The organism is Mesorhizobium sp. BHscii (genome assembly GCF_053848065.1).
This window is the reverse complement of sequence record NZ_JBSPKW010000014.1, coordinates 147,712-167,199: the sequence shown is the minus strand read 5'-3', so window position 1 is coordinate 167,199 and position 19,488 is coordinate 147,712. Positions and strand designations below refer to the sequence as shown.

Genomic DNA, 19,488 nt, shown 5'->3' with positions numbered 1-19,488 from the left:
GTTCATCATGGTGATGAAGGTCTTGGCGCCTGGAAAATGCTCATGGATCCAGTCGGATTCCGCTTTCAGGTTCTCGGCGGTTGCGTAGGTGCCCCACCTGCCGGTGGGATCCGGCTCGTCAGTGAGATAGAATCCAAACACATTCGGATTGCCAAGGAAGGGAGTGACTTTCTCGATGAACGATGAGGTCACTCCGTCGGCCTCGCCAAGATAAACCAGGCCCTTCATGCCATCCGGCAATTCGTTGACCGCCGAAACATATTGAACATCAGCCAGATTGAAGCCGGCGCTTGCGATTTCGGTGGCAGATCCACCCGATGTATAGTGCAGAGTAGCCATCTACAATTTAATCCTTCGTCTGATTCGATAGCCCCCCGCGGTGCCTGCCTACTCGACGGGTATATTAGCTCCAAATCACATACCTGCATCCATTTGATAGAATCGTTGATCGCTGATTAGGATGTCTGCGAGGAAGGAAAAGATACTTGGGATGCGCCGACCGATTTGAATAATATATAACTCGTTACAAGTAAGATTCTTAATCTATTCTTGGAGATAACATATTTTTTCTGATTGAACGTTGTAACTCTTTATCAAATTCAACTCTAATGATGGGATTTTTGCCTACTAAACCGAGTTTTAATAAAATATGAACGGTGTTCAAGTTTGCGGATGTGTGATGAAGACTTGTTGATGTCACCGCCATAGAAGAGCGTGAAAGCATTCGAATCTTAACTTACGGAGACTAGAGACCGCGAATAGAAACACGAGCGGCGGTTAAAGAAATCTCTTTTCTGTATGATACGCATTCTCCCGCGGGCAACCCCGGCCGACGTTAAGCTAGATACTTAACCGGACCATGTTCCCTAATGTCGAAACCAAATTTGTTGTGGACAGACGGTGGACAGGTGCTCGCTCACAACCCGATAACAACGAGAGCTGAGGATGCCGGCGTCGGAAATGGTCAGGTTTGGCTTATCCCCGACTCGCCAGGAGGGCCAAATCTCAGGCTAGTTGTGACTGAGATGCAATTCAACCAGCCCACCGAGGCGCCGGGCCGCCACCGGGACAATGTTCGGACGGCCGAAGCTCCGGCCCAGACCGAGATCTGAGAGAATGCCGGTGAGCCGGCAACGGAACAACATACGGTGGAGGCGCAGTCTCGCTCGCCTCGCCAGGGGTTGTCCGCAGGATTTCCTCAACTTCGCAGCGCAAATATCCCGCCACACCCGTCGTTCCGCACCACGCTATGCTCGTCAAGGAGCCGGCCCTACGGCCTCGTTTGACACTGCTGCAACCCTTTGGGTGGACCTGCCTTATCAAGCCGGGAACTCAACCGCCCGATGTTAGCAACACCTTGATCCAAACGCGGTTTGCCTCATTCAAACAGACGAGGACAGTAGGCAAGCCTACCCCTACCGTGGACTTGGCATCAGGCGCAAAGAAGTAGCGAACCCCATGAAAGCAGACTTAAAAGCCGGCCACTTCGCGCAATCGGGGCACAGCGCCCGTTCTGGAGAGGCAGGATGAACCCGCATCTTATGTGCGTGGGAGGCGAGGATCACGCCTTGAGAATTCCGCTCCTGATGTCGCTGCGGGAAAGGGGGTTCCGGGTCACTGCAGTCTCAAGTGGCGGTGAAGCTGCTTTCTTGCGGCATGGTATTCCGCATCGCCGCTACGGTTTCGACCGATTTGCCAGTGGCAGCGGAGAATGGAGCGCCATCAGGGCGATTCGAAAATTAATGTCGGAACTGCGACCAGACATTGTCCAAAGTTTCGACACCAAACCGAACCTGCTGACGCCGCTTGCCGCACGCGGGAAGGTTCCAGTGATCCGCACGATCAATGGTCTGGGCTGGACATTCTCGTCGCTGGAGCCACGGGCTCTGGCTCTGCGTCCAGTCTTTTGTGGACTGCAATGGCTTTCGTCCTTCTGGACGGCTGCGACGGTCTTCCAAAATCGGGACGATCAGGCTTTCTTTGAGCGCTATCGACTGATCGGACGCGGCAGCGGGCGGCTGATCCGCAGTTCTGGAATCGACGTCGATGCGTTCGCCACGGCAAGGCATCTTGCCCCGTCAGCGGCCAAAATGCGCAAAGATCTTGGGCTTCAGTCCGCTGAAGTCGTAATTTTTGTCGGTCGGCTGACCCGCCAGAAGGGTATCCCGACACTCCTCAAAGCAATCCCCCACATCCTGTCTAAAAGGCCGGACGCGCGCTTCGTGCTTGTCGGCCCTTGGGAATCCGAGGGTCCCTTTGCCGTCGATAAGTCGGACATAGATCGATACGCTCCTCAGGTCATCGCCCTGGGTCCACGACACGATGTTCCTGCCCTTCTTGGCATGGCCGATCTGTTCGCCTTTCCGACACAATATCGGGAAGGGATCCCGCGCGTGCTGCTCGAGGCAGGACTGGCGGGATTGCCTATCGTAGCCTCAAGGATGCCTGGCTGCAATGACGTAGTTGAAGACGGATGGAACGGTTATCTCGTCCCACCGCACGATGCTGATGGCCTTGCGTCTCGAATAATAGACATCCTGTCCGACCGTGGTCGCGGAAAGATCATGGGCGGCCGGTCTGTCGAACTCGTCCGGGAGCAGTTCGCGCTGCCTTGGGTCGCAGACCAGTATTGCGACCTGTACAAAAATGTCCTTAGCGACAGGTCCCTAGGCGGCCTTGTTCGACCGGCGCCTCCTCTTTTGCTTGAAGAGAATGCCGCAAACCGTCGATTGGGTGGAGCGAGCCGATGAGGGACGTGATCCTGGCCTGCGGCCTCGCAATGGCCTATGCGGTCCAACTGGACATTCCGGGGTTGCCCGTTGGGGTCGGCGAAGTGTTCCTCGTGCTTTGGATCATGCTGTCGATTGGGCGCGTACTCGCCGGCGGTCGCCTGGAGACCAGGCCGGCGCTGACACGCCTTGCAAGCTTCTGGACGATCATGGTGCTTGCTATCGGGGTCGGTACCATCGTCGGCTATCTGACCACAGTTCTATACATGACGGGGCTGATGCACGATACGATGGCCTACGTACTGTTGGCCAGTATCACCTGCCTTGCCGCTGCAGAACCGGACGCTGATCGCCATCTCCGTCGTACTGGTTGGTGGGTGGTGGGCGTCGCGAATGCGGCGCTTGTGATTCAGTTGGGCCAGGGCTGGGGGTGGATCCCCCGAGCTGGCGTCGATCCCTGGTACTGGGATCGCTTTCGCGGCTGGTCGCATAATCCAAACCAGCTCGCGCTCTACTGCGCAATCTTTGGCCCGCTGGCCTTGCATCTTGCGACCACCACCAGCAATCGATGGGGCAGGTTTCTTGGGATCGCCAGCTTGTTCCTGACCTTCTATGTCGGGAGGCTGACGAAGAGCGATACGTATTTGTTTACCAGTATCCTGACTTGCCTGGCGTTCCTCGGGCTGCGGATCAGATCGTGGCTCAAGACAGGTGGCAACAGGGTCAGCCTTTCTCGGCAAGCCGTCCTCCTGTTGCTGGTCGGGATCCTTCCGCTGGCGATGGCGATGACTCCCTACATCCTGACGGAGGCGAGCATCATTGAAAACCTCGCCAAGGGCCTGACCAAGGACAAGGGCGGCGAGGCCACAGCCCAAACCGCCGCACTCCGCGTACATCTCTGGGACGAAGCGTTGGAGAAAGGCGCGGAATCCGGTTCGTTGGGCCTTGGTCCGGGTCCGCATCTCGAGCGCCCACCAGTGTTCGAGAGGCAATTTCTGGAACGACCCTTTGAGGCTCACAACACGATCCTCGATCTGTACACTCAAGGTGGTTTCGTCGCGGTTCTGGCGCTGGTCTGGATCGTCGGCGCCGCCATCATGTCGGCGTGGCGTGCGCAGCTCGACGCGCTGCTGACGCTCGTGGTGTCAATCATCATTTTCGGGATGCCGCACCTGATCATCCGCCACCCGATCGTGTGGTTTGTGCTGACCATCTGCCTTGTTGCGGGTACTCCGCGAGCGGTTTCGGCAACGTCTAACAACCTGGGGTAGTGGCATGTGTGGGATTGCCGGAATTCTTCTAGCCCCCAATTCAGCCGATACGGAGCCGCTGAGGGCAATAGAGCAAATGACGGCTGCGCTTCGTCACCGCGGGCCGGATGGCGAGGCATTCTGGACACACAGCGAAGCTGGGCTTGCCTTCGGTCACAGGCGTTTGGCCATTGTTGACTTGTCGGAGGCGGGCCGTCAGCCGATGCATTCCGAAAGCGGCAGATATGTCATTACTTTCAACGGCGAAATATACAATTTCCACGATCTTCGCCGCGAGCTGGAAAGTGCGGGCCGTCATTTCCGGGGTACCAGCGATACCGAAGTCATGCTGTGCGCCATCGAGAGTTGGGGCCTCGATAAGGCGCTCACACGCTTCGCCGGCATGTTCGCATTTGGATTGTGGGACCTGAAGACGAGGACCCTTCATCTTGCCCGCGACCGAATGGGCAAAAAGCCACTCTATGTTGCTTCAACACGCGATGCGCTCGTTTTTGCCTCCGAGTTGAAGGCCATCAATCGTTTTCCAGGTTTCTATCAGGAGCTCGATCTCGATGCGGCCGCGGCGATGCTTTCGAAGGGATGGGTACCGGATAGCAGTTGCATCTGGCGAGGCGTGTTCAAGCTGCCACCCGGCTCGGTCCTGTCGGTGACGGCCGCTAACTTCGCCGAGGCACGCAGTGCCGCCTCCCTTTCGGATCGCATCCGATACTGGTGGTCTCTGGCCGAAGCCGCCACGAAAGGGCGAGCGGAGCAGGTCGCCGGCAGCGACGAAGAACTTACCAATCAGCTGGACGGCCTCCTCCGACTTGCCGTTCGGGAGCGCATGATCGCTGACGTTCCGCTGGGAGCCTTCCTGTCGGGCGGAATCGACAGCTCCACCGTTGTGGCCCTGATGCAGGCTCAATCCGAAAAGCCAGTGCGCACGTTTACAATCGCTTTCGGAGAGGGCGGGTTCGATGAGGCTCCCCACGCCGCGGAAGTCGCACGCCATCTGGGCACCGACCATACTGAACTTCACCTTTCGGCCGGCGCCGCGCGCGAAGTCATTCCAGAATTGCCGCAGATCTGGGACGAGCCTTTCGCCGACGAATCCCAGATACCAACTCTGCTGGTGGCGCGGCTCGCCCGCCAACACGTTACGGTGGCTCTGTCGGGCGACGGCGGCGATGAAAGCTTCGCCGGCTACGCCCGCCACTTCATGGCGGCCCGACTGAGACGACAGCATACTCTGCCGTCAGCACTGCGTCAGGCGCTTGCGGCAGGCACTGGGTTACTGGCCCGTGCAGCCCGTCATGATCTCGTCGGCAAGCTGCCGCTTTCGGCGGGTGCACGGCACGCGCTGCGGAGCGACCGCCTGAATCGCCTCGCTCAATTACTCGCCGCAGCCGATGAGGACGAGTTATATCGGCGACTGACGGGATCGTCGACCGAGAACCTCACCCTCCACCAGCCGCCCGCATCAATTCACGTCGAGCGCCGGCTTGACGGGCTGCTATCCCGTCTCTTGTACGACGACATGGCCGGATACCTGCCCGGCGACATATTGGTGAAGCTGGACCGCGCCAGCATGGCCAACAGCCTCGAGGGGCGGTGCCCGCTGCTCGATCACCGGGTTGTCGAATTCGCTTGGCGTCTGCCGACGAATACGAAGGTTCGTAATGGCAGAGGCAAGTGGATCCTTCGTCAGTTGCTGCGTCGTTATGTTCCGCAGCGGCTGATCGAACGGCCGAAGCAAGGTTTCGATGTTCCCATAGCAGTCTGGCTGAGAGGCCCGCTGCGCATTTGGGCCAACGATCTTGTCGCCGATATCCGTCTCTCCGGAGACGGGATTCTCGACTATGCGAAGGTGGATGCGTGCTGGCGCGATCACGTCGACGGCAGGCACGATCATTCTCGCGAATTGTGGCCGGCGTTCATGTTCCAGGCGTGGCGCAACGAGGCAAGACGGCCATCGGTAACAGCAACGGGGCTTTCTCGCGTGCCCGAACTTACAGGAGTTTAAGATGGAAGGGTCCATAGCTAGCCGCATCCACCTTCCGCACGTTACCGAGACGCACGGACCTGCGCGCGAAATCAATCCGCGCATGAGACGCCCGTTGCGCGAGCAGATCGACACTCAAACCCCGTTCCATCAGCTCCTCATTACCGTCTCAAGAAAAAAATGGTTCCTGCTGGCCATGGCCATCGCAGGCGGTGTCTTGGCCGCGGCTGCGGGGCTTGCACGGCCCGCCCTATACGAGGCCACCACACAGGTAATCGTCGACGCGCCTGGCAGAGTGGCGCCCGCCGCCTTGACCTCTGCTCAGGAAGCGGTGGATTCTAGCATTGACGACCATATCACCATGCTCTCGTCGCAAAGCCACCTGCGAAGCGTAGTGGCAGCGCTGCGCAAAACGGACGCGGCCAATATTACTAATATTACTAAACAGGCTGATGCTGGAACCGGAAACTCTCCTCCCAACCCTGCTCCGGTCGAGCCGCCGAATTTGCGCTCGGTTTCAACAGGCCTGCTGGCCAGAATTTGGCCGCAAAGTACGCCGGCGGAGCCAGATGCGGCTGAACTCAAGGTGCTGCGTAAGGGCATAAGGATTGGACAGGAGCTGCGATCGAGAGTTATCAGCGTCGGCTTCACCGATGATGATCCGGTGCGAGCCGCTCTGGTGGCTAATACGTTCGTTCAAGTGTACGTCGGCGATCTTGCAAGAAAAAGCCAGGCATCGGACAGGCTGGAACTCGCCTCGATAGCCGCCGGACTGCCGGCTATACAAAGCAGTCTCGCAGAAGCGACTGATCGTCTGGAAAGGTATCGGCTGAGCCATGGCGCAGTCGATCAAGGTGCGGCCGACAACGCTGCCAAGGAGACAGCCGAACTCACCCAGCAGATTTCCCTGTCGAAAGCGGATCTCTCCGCGACGGAATCTCGACTCCAACATATTCAGGACCTGCGAAAGGAGGGCGCGTCGGTCGGCTCATTAGCCGCAGCCATTGGATCACCCGTGCTGGCCGACCTCTTGGCTCGCCAGGCCAACGGCACAACGGATAAGAATGTCACAAATGCGATCAACCGTGAGATCGAACAAGAAACCGCCCGCATCGCTGCTGAGGCGAACATCTATCGCTCTCAGATTGCGGCGCTGCAAAAGCGTAAGGATGTCTTAGATGCGGTGGTGGCCGATACAGCCGGCCGGCTTTCCGGATTGCGCGCTCTCGAGCCGCAGGTCAGCATCCTGACGCAGCGATACAACGACCTTTTGACCCGGCAACAGGATTTGATGCGGCGTATTGCTAGTCCATCCCCCGGGGTCGCGATTCTTTCAGCGGCGTGGCCGCCTGCCGTTCCAACAACTCTTTCGCCAATTTTCCTTATTCCGCCCGGCATGATCGTGTTTGGCATGATTGGAGGGATCTTTATACTTGTTCGCCAACGCTTCGATCGCACTTTGCGCGGCGAAGCCGAAGCTGAAGCAGCGCTCAGGGTTCCGTGCCTAGGGCTGATACCCCAAGCTCCCACGGCGCACGCGAGGCGACTGAAACAGCTCGTTTTAGGCCAGCAGGAATCCAGATACAGCCGAGCCGTGATGTCCCTGCTTGTCACTGCGGCGCCCAATCAGGCGAGAGATCGCTCGTCGCACGTAATCCTTGTAACGTCGAGCGTCCAGCACGACGGCAAGACCGAGCTTGCATGGAGCTTGGCTTTGGCAGCCACCCGACTGGGCGGGCGAGTGCTTTTCCTCGATCTTGACCGCACGGGCTCTCGCCTCACGGACGAGTTCGGCGCACCCAAGCCGCACAATTCTTTCGGAGCCTATGTGAGCGACCGTTGCGCCCTGCACGATGCAATCGCACTAACGTCTGAAACCGGAATCGACTTCATGGCAATCGCACCCTCGGAGGATCTGCTGTCGCTGCTGTCCAAGGTCGACAGCTCCCTGTTCTTGGATGAGTTGCGCTCGATCTATAGCGTCGTCATCATAAATGGACCGCTGGGGCTTGGAGGGCCCGAGGCCAGGCTCCTGACGGGCTGGGCCAACGTGGTTCTTTTCGCTGTTCGTTGGGGGAAGACGCGTCGCAGCATCGCGCGTGGCGTTCTGGATTTGCTTGTGGGCGATGCGTCAGCTCCGGTCCCAGTGGGGAGCGTTCTCACGCAGGTTAATCTCAAAAAGCACGCTGGTTACCAGTTCGGGGACAGCGCCGATCTCTTGCTTGAGAGGGCATGACGAGTGCGGCTTCTGCTGCGCACAGTTCCCGCCAGCCGTCGCTTGGTTGAATTCCCTTCGGCTGCGAGGCGCGGCCCATCCGCCGCTAGCTGTCGTTCCCATGGAGCGAGTTCATCCGGGCTTGGGCGCGACATTGCGAATGTCACAACGCAACCTCTTGGCCAGGATAAACATTCATGAGAATGCCAGAACCAGACCGCGTTAGTCGTCGCGCCTGAGGCCGCTGCGCGAAGCTGAGCGAGGAAGTCGCCAAGCCGCTTGCCTCTGCGAGATGATTTCGACCACCAGGCTGCCGGGTGCTTGCCAGGCAGGCGAAGGACGTTCCACACTAGATCGGAAGGCCGCGGCGCGCCTTCACGCGGGATCGATTTCATGTGATCGACGCCTTGCCCACAGGGCGGGAAGCTAGATTGCCGCTCCGGCTTGACTGGGGTAACTGCTCACCCTTCGGCGTGGCGCGTTTGGAACAAGCGGCTCGACGGGGTAGACAAGCGTGATTCCACGATTCGATACGTGAGCGAGGCTGTCCATCGCCGCCAAGCCGTTCATTGCTGCTTGGCTTGGCGATCAGTCCCTAGCGCCGGTGACAAGACTTTGTCGATCTTCGTCCAGAGCGCGCTCCCGCCCAGCGTCGACGCGTTCCTGACCGCGTACGCCCATGCCGGCAACCGTGATGGTGAAATCGCAAGGGCAGTCAAACCTTGCGCAATCCGTTGCGCTTTGCTTCGCGGCAGGGCGCGCACGAACTCACTCACGCTACCTGGTTTCTGTCCCTTTCGCAAAAAGCTGTGTATGATGTCTTGCTTCAGGAATTTGGCGAGATTGAACGGCTCCCGCTCGCATTTGCTCAATTGCAAGCCGTGCCGCTGACATATGGCGTCAAACGCTTCTTTCGTCCACCGGCCTATGTGGTTTGGTGGCATGTCTACGAGCGAGCCATGGGACTCCATATAGTACGTTCTGTTTTCATTTGGCACGGCAATGAAGACAGATCCTTGCGCCTTTAGAAGATATTTCAATCGAGCAAAGACGTCGTCCACTTGGCCCATATGCTCGAAGACTTGAAACATGAAAATAAAGTCGAAGGATTCTTTCATAGAATCGAAGCTGTCCGCTCGAAAGTCGCTCGAAAAGGTCTTGAAGCCTTTCGACGCCAACACGGATAGAGATGTTTCGTTGTAGTCGACCGCAGAAATATCAGAAGTATGGAAGAATTTATTCTTGACGCGATCGAGAAAATACCCGAATCCGGCTCCCACTTCGAGGGCAGTTTTACTGTGAGTCTTCAGACCTGCGAGCTCTTCGATTGTCCTTGCATACTCCCATTTCATGGTCGGATAGGAAGGGTACGCCCAGGCTAAGTTATAAAATTCAACGCCGCCCGGGACGAAGGGATCTGCAAAACCGAATCCGCAATCTGCACATTTGCGGATATCGCATGTGTTGCTGCCCCAGAGATCCGATAGGTAGCTCGTTAACTTTCGAGAGCGATCGGGATCCTGACGTGGATTGATGAAATGTCGCGAGGCCTCGTCTGCTGTCACCTCGAATAATCGGGCAGTTGATACACTGCCACACGCCGGACAAATGGTCATCTCGCCTACCTCTAAAGCCTGACCGAAGGAAGCCGCCTTCGACGGTTATACGACGTGCGCACCAGCCGGCCGCCGCCGCGCTCGACTATGCTGTCACGCTCAGGAGCCAAATCGCCTGCGGCTATGCAATGGGCCTAGTGTCGGACGGATTCTGAGCATGTAAGCAAGAAAATGCTGGCTCGCGACTTTCAAAACCGATGGGCGAAGAATTTGTACGGCATCTCGGATGGTCGCTCGCCAGGGCTGGCGATGAAATCTCAGTGGGATACGAGCAACGCGCAGCGCCCGCAACACAGTCTCAGGGCGGGGGAGGTGCTTCCGATCTTCAATGAGGTTCCAGTTAAGCTGCTTGACAGCAAGCGTTACTTGGTCCACATCGTCGAAATTCTTGGATGTCGTGATACTCGGATGGTTCGTCGCGTCGTAGAAGATCAAGCCATCGTTTATTGCGACCATGTCTCCGTGGCGGGCTAGGTCGACAAAGAACAGTTGGTCGACTCCGGCCGGGATCGATTTGTGCGCGCGCATCAGACAACCGGCGTGAATGACCTCGCGGTTGATTAGCAGCGTCGATGGGATGATCCCAAGGGTTCGCGTCGTGCGGACCAGATAGAGGTCGGTCAGGCATTGCTGGCTTGAATAGACCGAAACCCGTTCTCGGTCTTGCGGTGCCAAACGGAATTTGACCCGGTTTTCCTCCATCACGTTCGCGGCGCAGGTTATGAATGCAGCCGAGGGATGCTTCTTGGAAACTTCGGCAAATGTTTTGAGTGCGCCTGGCGCGAGCCAGTCATCATCATGCAGCAGCTTGATCCATTCTCCGGCGCAGGCGAGCATGGCATTGTTGGTATTCTCCACCTGACCACGACCTCGGCGGTTTTCGACAATTCGGATTCGAGGCTCTGTCCGTGCATATTCGGTCACAATTGCCCAGGTCGGTCCCTCTGGTCCCTCGTCATCGCTGACGACCAGTTCCCAACTCGAAAAATCCTGGTGCAGGATGCTATCAATCGTCCGGCGGATGGTGTCCGGTCGGCGAAAGGTTGGAATGGCAACCGAAATGAATGGGCGCAGTCTCGAAGCATCAGCGCGACGATCTTGGTCATCGGTCGTTTGGAACTGATCAAGCTGCGATGGCTTCATGGTGCTTTTCCCTCGATACGATGAATCTGCTTTGGTCTGGCTGCTCCTGCGGATTGAACATCGCGGCTCAAAAGATACAGATATGCCGCCGTTTTCAGTGCAAAGCCGACGGTGCCGCCGGCCGCCATCAGATAGATGACGGTGAGCGGTGCCCAACCCGCCGCAGCACCGAAGAGAAGTGGACCGAATACAAGCGCCGTCCGCGCGGTGTCGACGAGAAGTCGTACCTCCTGTCGCCGCAGGAGTGCGGGGACGTCTTGAAGCGGCGTCGACAACGCCTGCGCAGCCCCCATGAACGCCAGCGCGGTCATAAGTTCTGCGGCGGGAACCCAAGGCTCGCCCAGGAGAGGAACGACGATATATGGCGCAGCCAGCCCAAGCGCCAGGATCGGTAATGCAGTAAGGCCGGCTGCGAGAATCAAGAGGCCGCGTGCGGCGCCGAGCAGATGTCCGCGATTGCTTTTTTTGTTCGCCTCGGCGACAAAAACATTGCTGAGCGGAGTGGCGATCAGCGTGACGGGTGCAGTCACGAGCCGCGCTGCGACTCCCAAGTAACCCGCAAAGGCGGCGCCAAACAGCGAACCAACGAGAATCGCGGGAAGATTGATGATGGCGAAACTCGCGAGAGCCGATGGAATGTCGAACAACGGGAATTTGTATTCTCGCCTGGCGGTGGCAAAGACGGTTCGCCACCGCGCTCGGGCTATGCCGCGTATGTCTTCCCAGCTCAGAATCCGACAGCTAAGGATTCCGATAAAGATGAATTGGCTCAGGATATGAGCATGCACCATCGACTCACCTCGGAAATGGGCGAGACCGAAAATCAACTGCAACAAGGCCATGGTCGCCGGCAAGATCAGGCGGCCGAGAGCAAAGTCGCGTAGAAGACCTGCACGTAAACTCCAACAGTTCACGGCCTCGACGAGGCCTGCGCCTGCGATCCCAAGTGGAACGAGCCAGACGAGGTGGCTAACGCGCGCGGGAACGATGCTCGACAACAGTTGTCCTGCCGCAAAGGCGACAACACTCGTCACCACGACAGCCAGAAGAATGAGCTTTACAGTGACGTACGCCCGCGCATTGTCCTTGACGCCATAGAGCGAGGCCTCGAAGCGCAGTGCTGCGATCGCGCCTAGGATGTTTACGATCGATAGATAAATCGTGAAGATCCCGAAATCTGCCGGAGAATAGAGCCGGGCCAACACGGGAATAGCAGCAACGAGGGTAAGCTGGCCGGCGATCGCCATCGCCGAAACGCCTCCCGCCGCGCGAAGGATTTTGCCAATCGGCCTCGGCGGAACACCGGTGATCATTTTCTCGACCGCAGGAACCGTCCGGTATCTCAGAAAGTAGCTTTGGGACATGAGAGCGAGATTCCGAGAAGGTTTACCGGAGCTTACGATGGGTCCCGAACCTCGCCATCATTCGTCTGAACGATGGTCGGCCGGTCGATCTTCTCGGGCCGGCCCTTGCCAATATTGTGGATGCGAAAGGCTGCGAACTTGTTGCAGGATCAGCGGTATAAAAGTGCCAATGCGGCGAGCGCTCGTACCACTCCCTCGGCGACGCTTCCGCATTGGCCCGACCGTGTCGAATTATCCCCGGCTTGATATTCCCGACTGCTGAAGTTGGACGCCGGCGCTTCGGAGCCGGGCGTAGCCGAGCAAAAGCCGGCACCACCAACCGCGCGACGCGACGCGCGATCTGCAGGGGCCGATGCCCGGCGCTTGGGACCCAAACAGGTCCTTATGGCAATACCGAAATGCGCCCCAGAAGAGCTACCAATTCCGCCTGACGTCTCGTTTCGGTCTTGGCGAACAGCGAGGCAAGCTGGGAGCGGATCGTGGTGCGGCTGAGGCGCCAACTGCGGGCGATCTCCAACGGCGCATCGCCCTGAGCCAAGCGCAGCGCAAGGTGCGTTTCCGCGCTCGTCAAGCCAAACATCCTTTGCAGTGTCTGAGGATTTGGCCCCGACCTGTTCTCACGGTCCAGCAATGCCACAATGCTCGTTCCATCAGGAGCGATAAGGCCGTTCTCTTTCAATATCACCGGCCTGTCGCTTCTGCTGCGGATCACCACCCAAGACAGTGAACCCGGCAGGAAATGGGCCGGAACATTTGCGATCAGCCGCCTTAGGGCTATCGAAAGCTCACCGGCTGTATCAGCCGCTTCGCCCTGACGCTCCAATGTGGTTTGAGCGGCTGCGTTCCATTCGCTTACTTTTCTTTCGCGGTTCAGTACGAGATAACCACAGCCGATGCGATCAAGCATGCCGGTGATGGATTCCAGACTGCGTCTCCTTGGTTCGTCGACCCCTGCGTCCGCTCGATCCGATGCACGAGCTAAAGGATAAGCATATGAGGGTCGCATCTGCGCGTCGGGGTTATACTTGGTCCCTATTGTAATGTATCGTTTGCCCACAACGACATCACTGTGTCTATCGATCAGAGTCATTTTTCAACCTCCCCAAGTTTCACAGCCCGAAAATAAGTTGTTCGGGATTTACAAACAGTCTTGTATGCATAGGGCTCGCAAAAACGGGCCCTATTACGTTGAAACTCGATATATTCTGAGGAGTTCTGACCAAGTCATGCCTCCCCCCGTCGGTTAAAATGCGCGCTGTGATAGTGGTATGGCAATCCGGCAGTCGGACTAGGTTGTACGTTTTTTGCTCTAGTCTCGACGGCCTAGTCAAATGGTTGTAGTCTACGCCTATGAACTCGCAGTCGCGCAGGCCGGATTCGAACCCATCGGGCAGGCTGCTAACTCATGTGGCCTCCGCATTGGTACTCTCTGCTACACTGATATTTGAAACAAAAGCGTCAGTATATATTGGGGAAGGTTCGAGTTTTCTGGAATTTATTCCAGCTATTATAATCATTTCCTATCTTGAAGACCGTGGGCCTGCGCTTGCGGCGACAATCCTGATGGTGGCTGCCGGCCTGTGGGCACGAAGCACCCTGCATGGTCAGATCTCCGGCGAAGATTGGGCGCGCGCCATTCTGCTTGTGGTTTCGGGCGGCGTGATTGCCATGACGTTCCATCGGCTGCGGCAGGACTTGCGTGAGCTGCTGGAAGTAGCGGAAGCCAGACTCGCTGCCGTCGAAGCAACCGAAAACCGCTACCGTTGGGCTTTCGAACGCGCCGCCATGGGATTCGCAAACACCAACGAGAGAGGTGAGCTTCTGCAATCCAACAGACGCCTCAGTGAGATGACTGGCTACGAGGAGGAGGAGCTTGCCCAATTGCGGCTCGAGACACTCGTTCATCCGGACGACCGTGATGCCTTGGCGCAGTTGCTGGCGGGCCTGGGTAACGACTCTGCTTCGTTCGCTTCGGAGGTGCGTCTGTTAAGAAAGAACGGTTCGGCATTCTGGGCGCGGCTAACCCTGTCTTCATCCGTGCCCGACGGGGTTCTCTCAGAGAGCATCTTCGTGGTGGTCGACGATATCTCGGAACGACGAGCCGTACACGAAGCGCTTCGGGCTCAGAAGGAGTGGCTGGATCTCGCTTTGTCTGCCGGACGCCTGGCCACGTGGCGGATCGACCTTAAAGACGGGATCGTCACCGGCTCCGGCACGTTCTGGGACATTCTCGGCCTGCCCCCGGCCGCTAGCCGCCGTTTGGACGAACTGTCAGCCGTCATTCATCCGGCGGACTGGCCAAAGCTGGTAGCATCGAGAAAGCTCGCATCAGTCACGAATTACGACGTCGAGATTCGCGTCCGGCGACCGGACGGACATATCCGCTGGGTTGCCCTGCGCGGAAGGGAAGAGAAATACGATGATCGTCTACAGCGGCTCGGCGTGGCCGCCGACCTGACCGAGCGACGACAAACCACGCTGCTACGCGCCGCGGCAAAGAAGCGGGAGCGTATTATGCTCGAACAACGCCACAGGTTCAGCAACCTATTCCCTGTGATCACGGCGCTGGTGAACATGGTCGATGTTCCCGAGAACAATGTCGCCAAGTACAAGGAGACGCTCGTCGACCGGATTCGTGCGCTCGAAGCAACGCATCTGCTGCTTTCACGCAACGGCAATGCGTCGGGGATGGTCCACGATCTCGTTGTCCAGGAGTTGCAGCCGTATATGGGAACACGCGACATATCGGTCAGCGGTCCTTCCGTTGTGATTTCAGGCGGCGCCGCCGAAAGCTTTGCGATGATTGTTCACGAGCTTGCGACCAATTCCTTGAAACATGGAGCACTTGGCGATTCAAAAGGTCGGATCGAGGTAAATTGGACGTTCGCGTCTGAAGACGCAGGTAGTGACATCGTGTTCGAGTGGGTGGAATCGGGGCGACGGCGGACTTCAAAAGCTGTCCGTCATGGTTTCGGTTCCATGATACTCGGATTGGATGGGGCGCCGCTTGTCGGTTACTCGCCCAAGTTGGAAATGTCGGATCACGGGCTGCGATATTCGCTGCGGCTGTCGCGCAAGGAAATCGGCCCATAACGCATTGGCGCAAAAATCGGCCTCGTTTCTAGAAGCCATAATGCCTAAATTCAAGTTTTAGAGCGTCCGTTGCCGCGCCCAACAGGACGCGGCGCTCTAATTGATATCCCTGGTTAGCCAAGTCTTCAGCATAACGGCAGCTTCTGTCCGATTCCGTACCCCAAGCTCACGCAGAACCGCAGCGGCATGAATTTTCGTCGTCGCTTCGGCGATTTCCAGATCGCGCGCAATTTCCTTATTCGAATACCCTTCCGCCATCAGCTTGAGGACCTCCTTTTGCCTCGAGGTCAGCCTGCCAAGATTGCCAGTGGTGGTACGTCGATGTGGGATATGCTCGGACGGAGTAGGTACGTGAGTTGCTTGTGCGGCTCCGGGGCGCGACAGAAGTGCAGGGACGTAGATGCGGCCCGAAAGGATTTCGTTGACGGCCATGACGACCTCCTCGTCCCTTTGCGACTTTACGATATAGCCGTGAAGGCCGATCGACAGAGCCGTGAGTATCTCCGAACGTGAATCATTCCCGGAAACGATCGCAAAGCGTGTATCCGGATAAGCCGACAGAATGCCGCTGAGCACTTCCTGATTGAACAATCCCGGCATGTTCAGGTCCAGGATCGCAAGATCAACTGACGCCTGTTCCGCCAGCAGACTGAGTACGGCATCGAAACACGACGCCTCAAATATTTCCACACCTGGAATGCCTGCGGTCAGTGCCAATCGCAAGCCACGACGATACAAGCCGTGATCGTCGGCGATGACGATTCGATACATTGAACTACCCCAACGAATCCTGGAATGATTGAACGGTGATGGCCTTAAAGTCGTGGCCGACCACTCGTCGATTCATCCAGTCAACACCTGCGATGCCCCAACACCGCAAGCGTCAGATTGCTAATATAATCCTAAATGACGGGAAACGCTCCTCTTATTTTTTGAATCCGCGAACGGAGCCGGCTGACCTGTCGAACATTCGTTCTCAGCCTCCAAGACCCGTGTCCCAGCAGCTCGCTTCGATGCCAATACCGCGCAATCGCCGGGTTGTCCTAGGTCGTTCCGGCGAATGATGGATACTAGGCTCATTGTAAGCACTCATTCGGGTTTTGTCGGTCTTGTGGTCCCAAGCTGATCGGCCAAGAAGTGATCGCTGAAGCGCGCTCCGAGCCTGTCTCTGCGACAGGCGCCAGCCTTCGTCGATCGGCACGGTTATTGAATACCAGAATGTCTGAATCGCTACCATTCGAATGCACGACGACATCCCCCCCGACGGCCACATACCATCTAGCTACAATGTCCGGATCAGGGCCGGCGGGAAACCTCACCGGTCCTTTAAGAGAACAAGAACGCGGCTTTCCGGATGCTGTGGCCGCAACGATGGCGTTCAGGTCGAGTGAACATGGGAGGACCAGATGAAAGCAGTGATTCAATGTGGTGGAATGGGGACACGCCTTCGCCCCTTCACATCGGTCTTGCCGAAACCGCTCATGCCGATCGGTGCTCGACCGGTTCTTGAGATGCTTCTGAAATGGCTGCGACGCAATGGCATCCAAGAGGTCTACATCACAACCGGGTATCTCGGCCACTTGATCCGCACCGTATGCGGAGATGGCTCGCAGTGGAACCTGAAAATTCGATACACGCAAGAAATGGAGCCGCTCGGCACCATCGGACCGCTCTCCTTGATCAGAGATGAGCTGACAGAACCATTCATAGTCCTCAACGGCGATGTCCTTACCGATCTAAGCCTCAGTCGATTTGTGGCAGCGCACCGCAAGCACACCGATCCGGTGACGATCGCGACAGCCTGCCGCCTGATCAAAATGGACTTCGGCGTCATAGACGAAGTCGACAACACCGTGCAGATCTTTCGCGAGAAGCCGACGCTTTCGCACCTGGTCAGCATGGGAATCTACTGCATGAATCCAGACGTTCTGCAGTTTATTCCATCTGGCATTCCCTTCGGGTTTGACGACCTGATGCTGCAGATGATGCAGAACGGTACAACTGTCCACGTGTACAAGCATGATGGCCTCTGGCTCGATATTGGGCGCGTCGACGATTTCCAGAATGCACAAGCCATTTCCTGGGAAGACCAGTCGGCCTCGATCGAGGTCACTGCCACGGCCGCATGACGAGATCGCGAAAGCCGATCCCCAAGTCCAACAGTCTAGGAGGTTATGATGCTCTTGGTCAGTGCCCCAATTTTGGGTGTGCCGGAGAAGGCAGCTTTGTCCAAGGTCATCGATAGCGGGTGGCTGACCATGGGAGAGCAGGTGAGAGCCTTTGAAGAGGCTTTTGCCCACATGCATGGTGCAGAGGATTGCGTCGCGGTCAATTCTTGTACTGCAGCGCTTCATCTCATTCTACATGCACTCGGTATCGGACCAGGCGACGAAGTGCTGGTCCCGTCAATGACCTTCGTGGCGACCGCAAACGCGGTTCTCTACGTCGGTGCCACTCCGGTCTTTGTCGATATCGAGTCGGCCGACGTGCCGCTGATGTCGATCGTGGAAGCTGAAGCGCGATGCACTGCGCGCACCAAGGCGGTCATTCTCGTACATTTTGCCGGCTATCTCGCCAATCGGGAAGAATGGCAGAAGTTCGCTCGTGCCCGAGGGCTGCAGATCATCGAGGATGCCGCGCATGCGCCCGGCCTGAAGGAGGTAGGTACATTTGGTGCCGCGGCCGCCTTCAGCTTCTATGGCAACAAGAATATGACCACAGCGGAAGGTGGGGCCGTGATTGCCCGAGATCCCAAGCTGCTTGAGACAATCCGCCAGGCTCGTGGGCACGGCATGACCACGGGGACACACCAGAGGCTGAACAGTCGCACGCCGCAGTACGATGTCACCATGCTCGGATTCAACTATCGCATGGATGAAATGCGCGCTGCAATCGGACTGGTCCAGCTGCAGAATTTGGAGGAGTGGAACGAGATCAGGCGTATTCTGGTCATGCTATATCGACGTCTGATCGCAAAACATTGTCCGGCCGTGACAGTTCCGTTCCACGAGCCGCGGACGTCCGCCTATCATATCATGCCTGTCCTTTTGCCGCGTTACGCTGACAGGCAAGACGTCATCGATGAATTGCGCAGGCAAGGAATACAAACCACCATCCACTATCCGCCGGTGCACCAGATGACGCTCTATCGCGAGCTTTTCCCCGGCACGTATTTGCCGCGGACGGAGGACTTTGCCCAGCGTGAGCTCACGGTGCCACTGCATCCCCAGATCACCGCGCCTGTCGTCGAATCAGTGGCGGCCGCTCTTGCCGCTGCAGTCCACAGTTGCGCCCAAGCAGGAACAGCAGCATGAATGCCTTGGATTTATCCATCCATCGATCTGTTGTCTCAAGCGCCGCCCATGGGTTTGCGAGACGTGCAATTGATCTCGTGATCGCTACAGCAGCCGCCATAGGCTTCGCTCCGCTGATGCTGGTGATCGCCCTAGCGCTCTTACTGGAAGGCGGCCGGCCCATCTTCTTTACGCAGACCCGCGTGGGTGCCGGTGGGCGGCCGTTCCGCATGTATAAGTTTCGCAAATTCGCGGTGCGATGCGATCCCGGTGGCTTGGCGCTGACCATGGCCGGCGACAGCCGCATGACGAGAATAGGTCGGTTCCTCGCCGCCACCAAGTTCGACGAGCTCCCGCAACTGTGGAATGTCTTCAGAGGCGAGATGGCAATTGTCGGACCGCGACCGGAGAGCCTTGTCTTCGCCGATTGTTTCCGCGGTGGCTTTGAGGCCGTTCTACAATACAAGCCGGGCCTGTTGGGTCCGGCCCAGGTTCTTTTCCGGCATGAAGCCCATTTTTATCCGCTATCCGTGGATCCGCTACTTTTCTACCGTGAGGTTCTGTTTCCTGCCAAGGCCAGGCTTGACCTCGCCTATTATCCGCAGCGCACGGTCACCTCCGACATCATCTGGATGGTGCGTGGCTTTCTGGCGGTCCTCGGCCTGGTTTCGCCGCCGCCGACCGGTCTGGTCGCGCCGCCGCCAATCGGCATGTGAGAGCGGCTTGGCATGCCCGCGCTCTGTTGGATTTGCAAGGTCAGCGCTTCACGTCATAGGGGGAACG

The 19,488-nt window shown here is 57.6% G+C and carries 13 protein-coding genes and 1 pseudogene; 8 read left to right on the top strand and 6 right to left on the bottom strand.

Annotated features, from left to right (window positions below; all coding sequences use genetic code 11):
* Positions 1-339 (bottom strand): annotated as a pseudogene (locus tag ACWTU7_RS20285) (calcium-binding protein); the annotation flags it as partial.
* 1,187 nt (positions 340-1,526) lie between these two features.
* Between ACWTU7_RS20285 and ACWTU7_RS20280 the strand changes: the two are divergent.
* From ACWTU7_RS20280 to ACWTU7_RS20265, 4 genes are all read left to right on the top strand, one after another.
* Entirely contained in the window at positions 1,527-2,750 is a 1,224-nt protein-coding gene (locus tag ACWTU7_RS20280) for a glycosyltransferase family 4 protein (RefSeq protein WP_455839723.1), read from the top strand.
* Positions 2,747-4,000 carry an O-antigen ligase family protein gene (locus ACWTU7_RS20275; protein WP_455839724.1) on the top strand — a complete coding sequence of 418 codons (1,254 nt, stop codon included), beginning with the start codon at positions 2,747-2,749 and terminating at the stop codon, positions 3,998-4,000. The genes ACWTU7_RS20280 and ACWTU7_RS20275 overlap by 4 nt, the downstream gene beginning before the upstream one ends.
* Positions 4,001-4,004: 4 nt before the next feature.
* Positions 4,005-6,002, top strand: a complete 1,998-nt coding sequence (gene asnB / locus ACWTU7_RS20270) for an asparagine synthase (glutamine-hydrolyzing) (protein ID WP_455839725.1) — start codon at positions 4,005-4,007, stop codon at positions 6,000-6,002.
* A gap of 94 nt (positions 6,003-6,096) precedes the next feature.
* Positions 6,097-8,217 carry a GumC family protein gene (locus tag ACWTU7_RS20265; RefSeq protein WP_455839726.1) on the top strand — a complete coding sequence of 707 codons (2,121 nt, stop codon included), beginning with the start codon at positions 6,097-6,099 and terminating at the stop codon, positions 8,215-8,217.
* 545 nt (positions 8,218-8,762) lie between these two features.
* Here ACWTU7_RS20265 and ACWTU7_RS20260 read toward each other — a convergent pair.
* The 4 genes from ACWTU7_RS20260 to ACWTU7_RS20245 all read right to left on the bottom strand — a co-directional run bounded on the left by ACWTU7_RS20260 (position 8,763) and on the right by ACWTU7_RS20245 (position 13,409).
* A complete protein-coding gene (locus tag ACWTU7_RS20260; RefSeq protein ID WP_455839727.1) occupies positions 8,763-9,812 on the bottom strand; it encodes a methyltransferase domain-containing protein in 1,050 nt (349 codons plus the stop codon).
* Between the two features lie 99 nt (positions 9,813-9,911).
* Positions 9,912-10,955: a glycosyltransferase family 2 protein gene (locus ACWTU7_RS20255; protein ID WP_455839728.1), complete on the bottom strand. Its 1,044-nt coding sequence runs from the start codon at positions 10,953-10,955 to the stop codon at positions 9,912-9,914.
* The gene (locus ACWTU7_RS20250) at positions 10,952-12,319 is read right to left on the bottom strand and encodes an oligosaccharide flippase family protein (protein WP_455839729.1); all 1,368 of its coding nucleotides are present in this window, start codon (positions 12,317-12,319) and stop codon (positions 10,952-10,954) included. Before ACWTU7_RS20250 ends, ACWTU7_RS20255 begins: the two co-directional genes overlap by 4 nt.
* Before the next feature lie 382 nt (positions 12,320-12,701).
* Positions 12,702-13,409, bottom strand: a complete 708-nt coding sequence (locus ACWTU7_RS20245; protein ID WP_455839730.1) for a helix-turn-helix transcriptional regulator — start codon at positions 13,407-13,409, stop codon at positions 12,702-12,704.
* Between the two features lie 317 nt (positions 13,410-13,726).
* On the opposite strand from ACWTU7_RS20245, the gene ACWTU7_RS20240 reads away from it, so the two are divergent.
* A complete protein-coding gene (locus tag ACWTU7_RS20240; protein WP_455839731.1) occupies positions 13,727-15,412 on the top strand; it encodes a PAS domain S-box protein in 1,686 nt (561 codons plus the stop codon).
* Positions 15,413-15,508: 96 nt separating this feature from the next.
* Here ACWTU7_RS20240 and ACWTU7_RS20235 read toward each other — a convergent pair whose 3' ends face one another.
* Positions 15,509-16,183: a LuxR C-terminal-related transcriptional regulator gene (locus ACWTU7_RS20235; protein WP_127208686.1), complete on the bottom strand. Its 675-nt coding sequence runs from the start codon at positions 16,181-16,183 to the stop codon at positions 15,509-15,511.
* Positions 16,184-16,818: 635 nt separating this feature from the next.
* Here ACWTU7_RS20235 and ACWTU7_RS20230 point away from each other — a divergent pair.
* From ACWTU7_RS20230 to ACWTU7_RS20220, 3 genes are read left to right on the top strand one after another with little or no spacing between them, the layout of a single operon-like run.
* Entirely contained in the window at positions 16,819-17,541 is a 723-nt protein-coding gene (locus ACWTU7_RS20230; protein ID WP_029352700.1) for a nucleotidyltransferase family protein, read from the top strand.
* 48 nt (positions 17,542-17,589) lie between these two features.
* Entirely contained in the window at positions 17,590-18,726 is a 1,137-nt protein-coding gene (locus ACWTU7_RS20225; RefSeq protein ID WP_455839834.1) for a DegT/DnrJ/EryC1/StrS family aminotransferase, read from the top strand.
* Positions 18,723-19,421, top strand: a complete 699-nt coding sequence (locus tag ACWTU7_RS20220) for a sugar transferase (protein ID WP_455839732.1) — start codon at positions 18,723-18,725, stop codon at positions 19,419-19,421. The genes ACWTU7_RS20225 and ACWTU7_RS20220 overlap by 4 nt, the downstream gene beginning before the upstream one ends.
* Positions 19,422-19,488 lie beyond the last annotated feature (67 nt).

What these genes read in the sequence shown, in the direction of transcription:
- ACWTU7_RS20260 (WP_455839727.1), bottom strand. Translation starts at nt 9,812, where the DNA reads ATGACCATTTGTCCGGCGTGTGGCAGTGTATCAACTGCCCGATTATTC.
- ACWTU7_RS20275 (WP_455839724.1), top strand. Translation starts at nt 2,747, where the DNA reads ATGAGGGACGTGATCCTGGCCTGCGGCCTCGCAATGGCCTATGCGGTC.
- ACWTU7_RS20220 (WP_455839732.1), top strand. Translation starts at nt 18,723, where the DNA reads ATGAATGCCTTGGATTTATCCATCCATCGATCTGTTGTCTCAAGCGCC.
- ACWTU7_RS20280 (WP_455839723.1), top strand. Translation starts at nt 1,527, where the DNA reads ATGAACCCGCATCTTATGTGCGTGGGAGGCGAGGATCACGCCTTGAGA.
- ACWTU7_RS20250 (WP_455839729.1), bottom strand. Translation starts at nt 12,319, where the DNA reads ATGTCCCAAAGCTACTTTCTGAGATACCGGACGGTTCCTGCGGTCGAG.
- ACWTU7_RS20245 (WP_455839730.1), bottom strand. Translation starts at nt 13,409, where the DNA reads ATGACTCTGATCGATAGACACAGTGATGTCGTTGTGGGCAAACGATAC.
- ACWTU7_RS20230 (WP_029352700.1), top strand. Translation starts at nt 16,819, where the DNA reads ATGAAAGCAGTGATTCAATGTGGTGGAATGGGGACACGCCTTCGCCCC.
- ACWTU7_RS20225 (WP_455839834.1), top strand. Translation starts at nt 17,590, where the DNA reads ATGCTCTTGGTCAGTGCCCCAATTTTGGGTGTGCCGGAGAAGGCAGCT.
- ACWTU7_RS20235 (WP_127208686.1), bottom strand. Translation starts at nt 16,183, where the DNA reads ATGTATCGAATCGTCATCGCCGACGATCACGGCTTGTATCGTCGTGGC.
- asnB (WP_455839725.1), top strand. Translation starts at nt 4,005, where the DNA reads ATGTGTGGGATTGCCGGAATTCTTCTAGCCCCCAATTCAGCCGATACG.
- ACWTU7_RS20255 (WP_455839728.1), bottom strand. Translation starts at nt 10,955, where the DNA reads ATGAAGCCATCGCAGCTTGATCAGTTCCAAACGACCGATGACCAAGAT.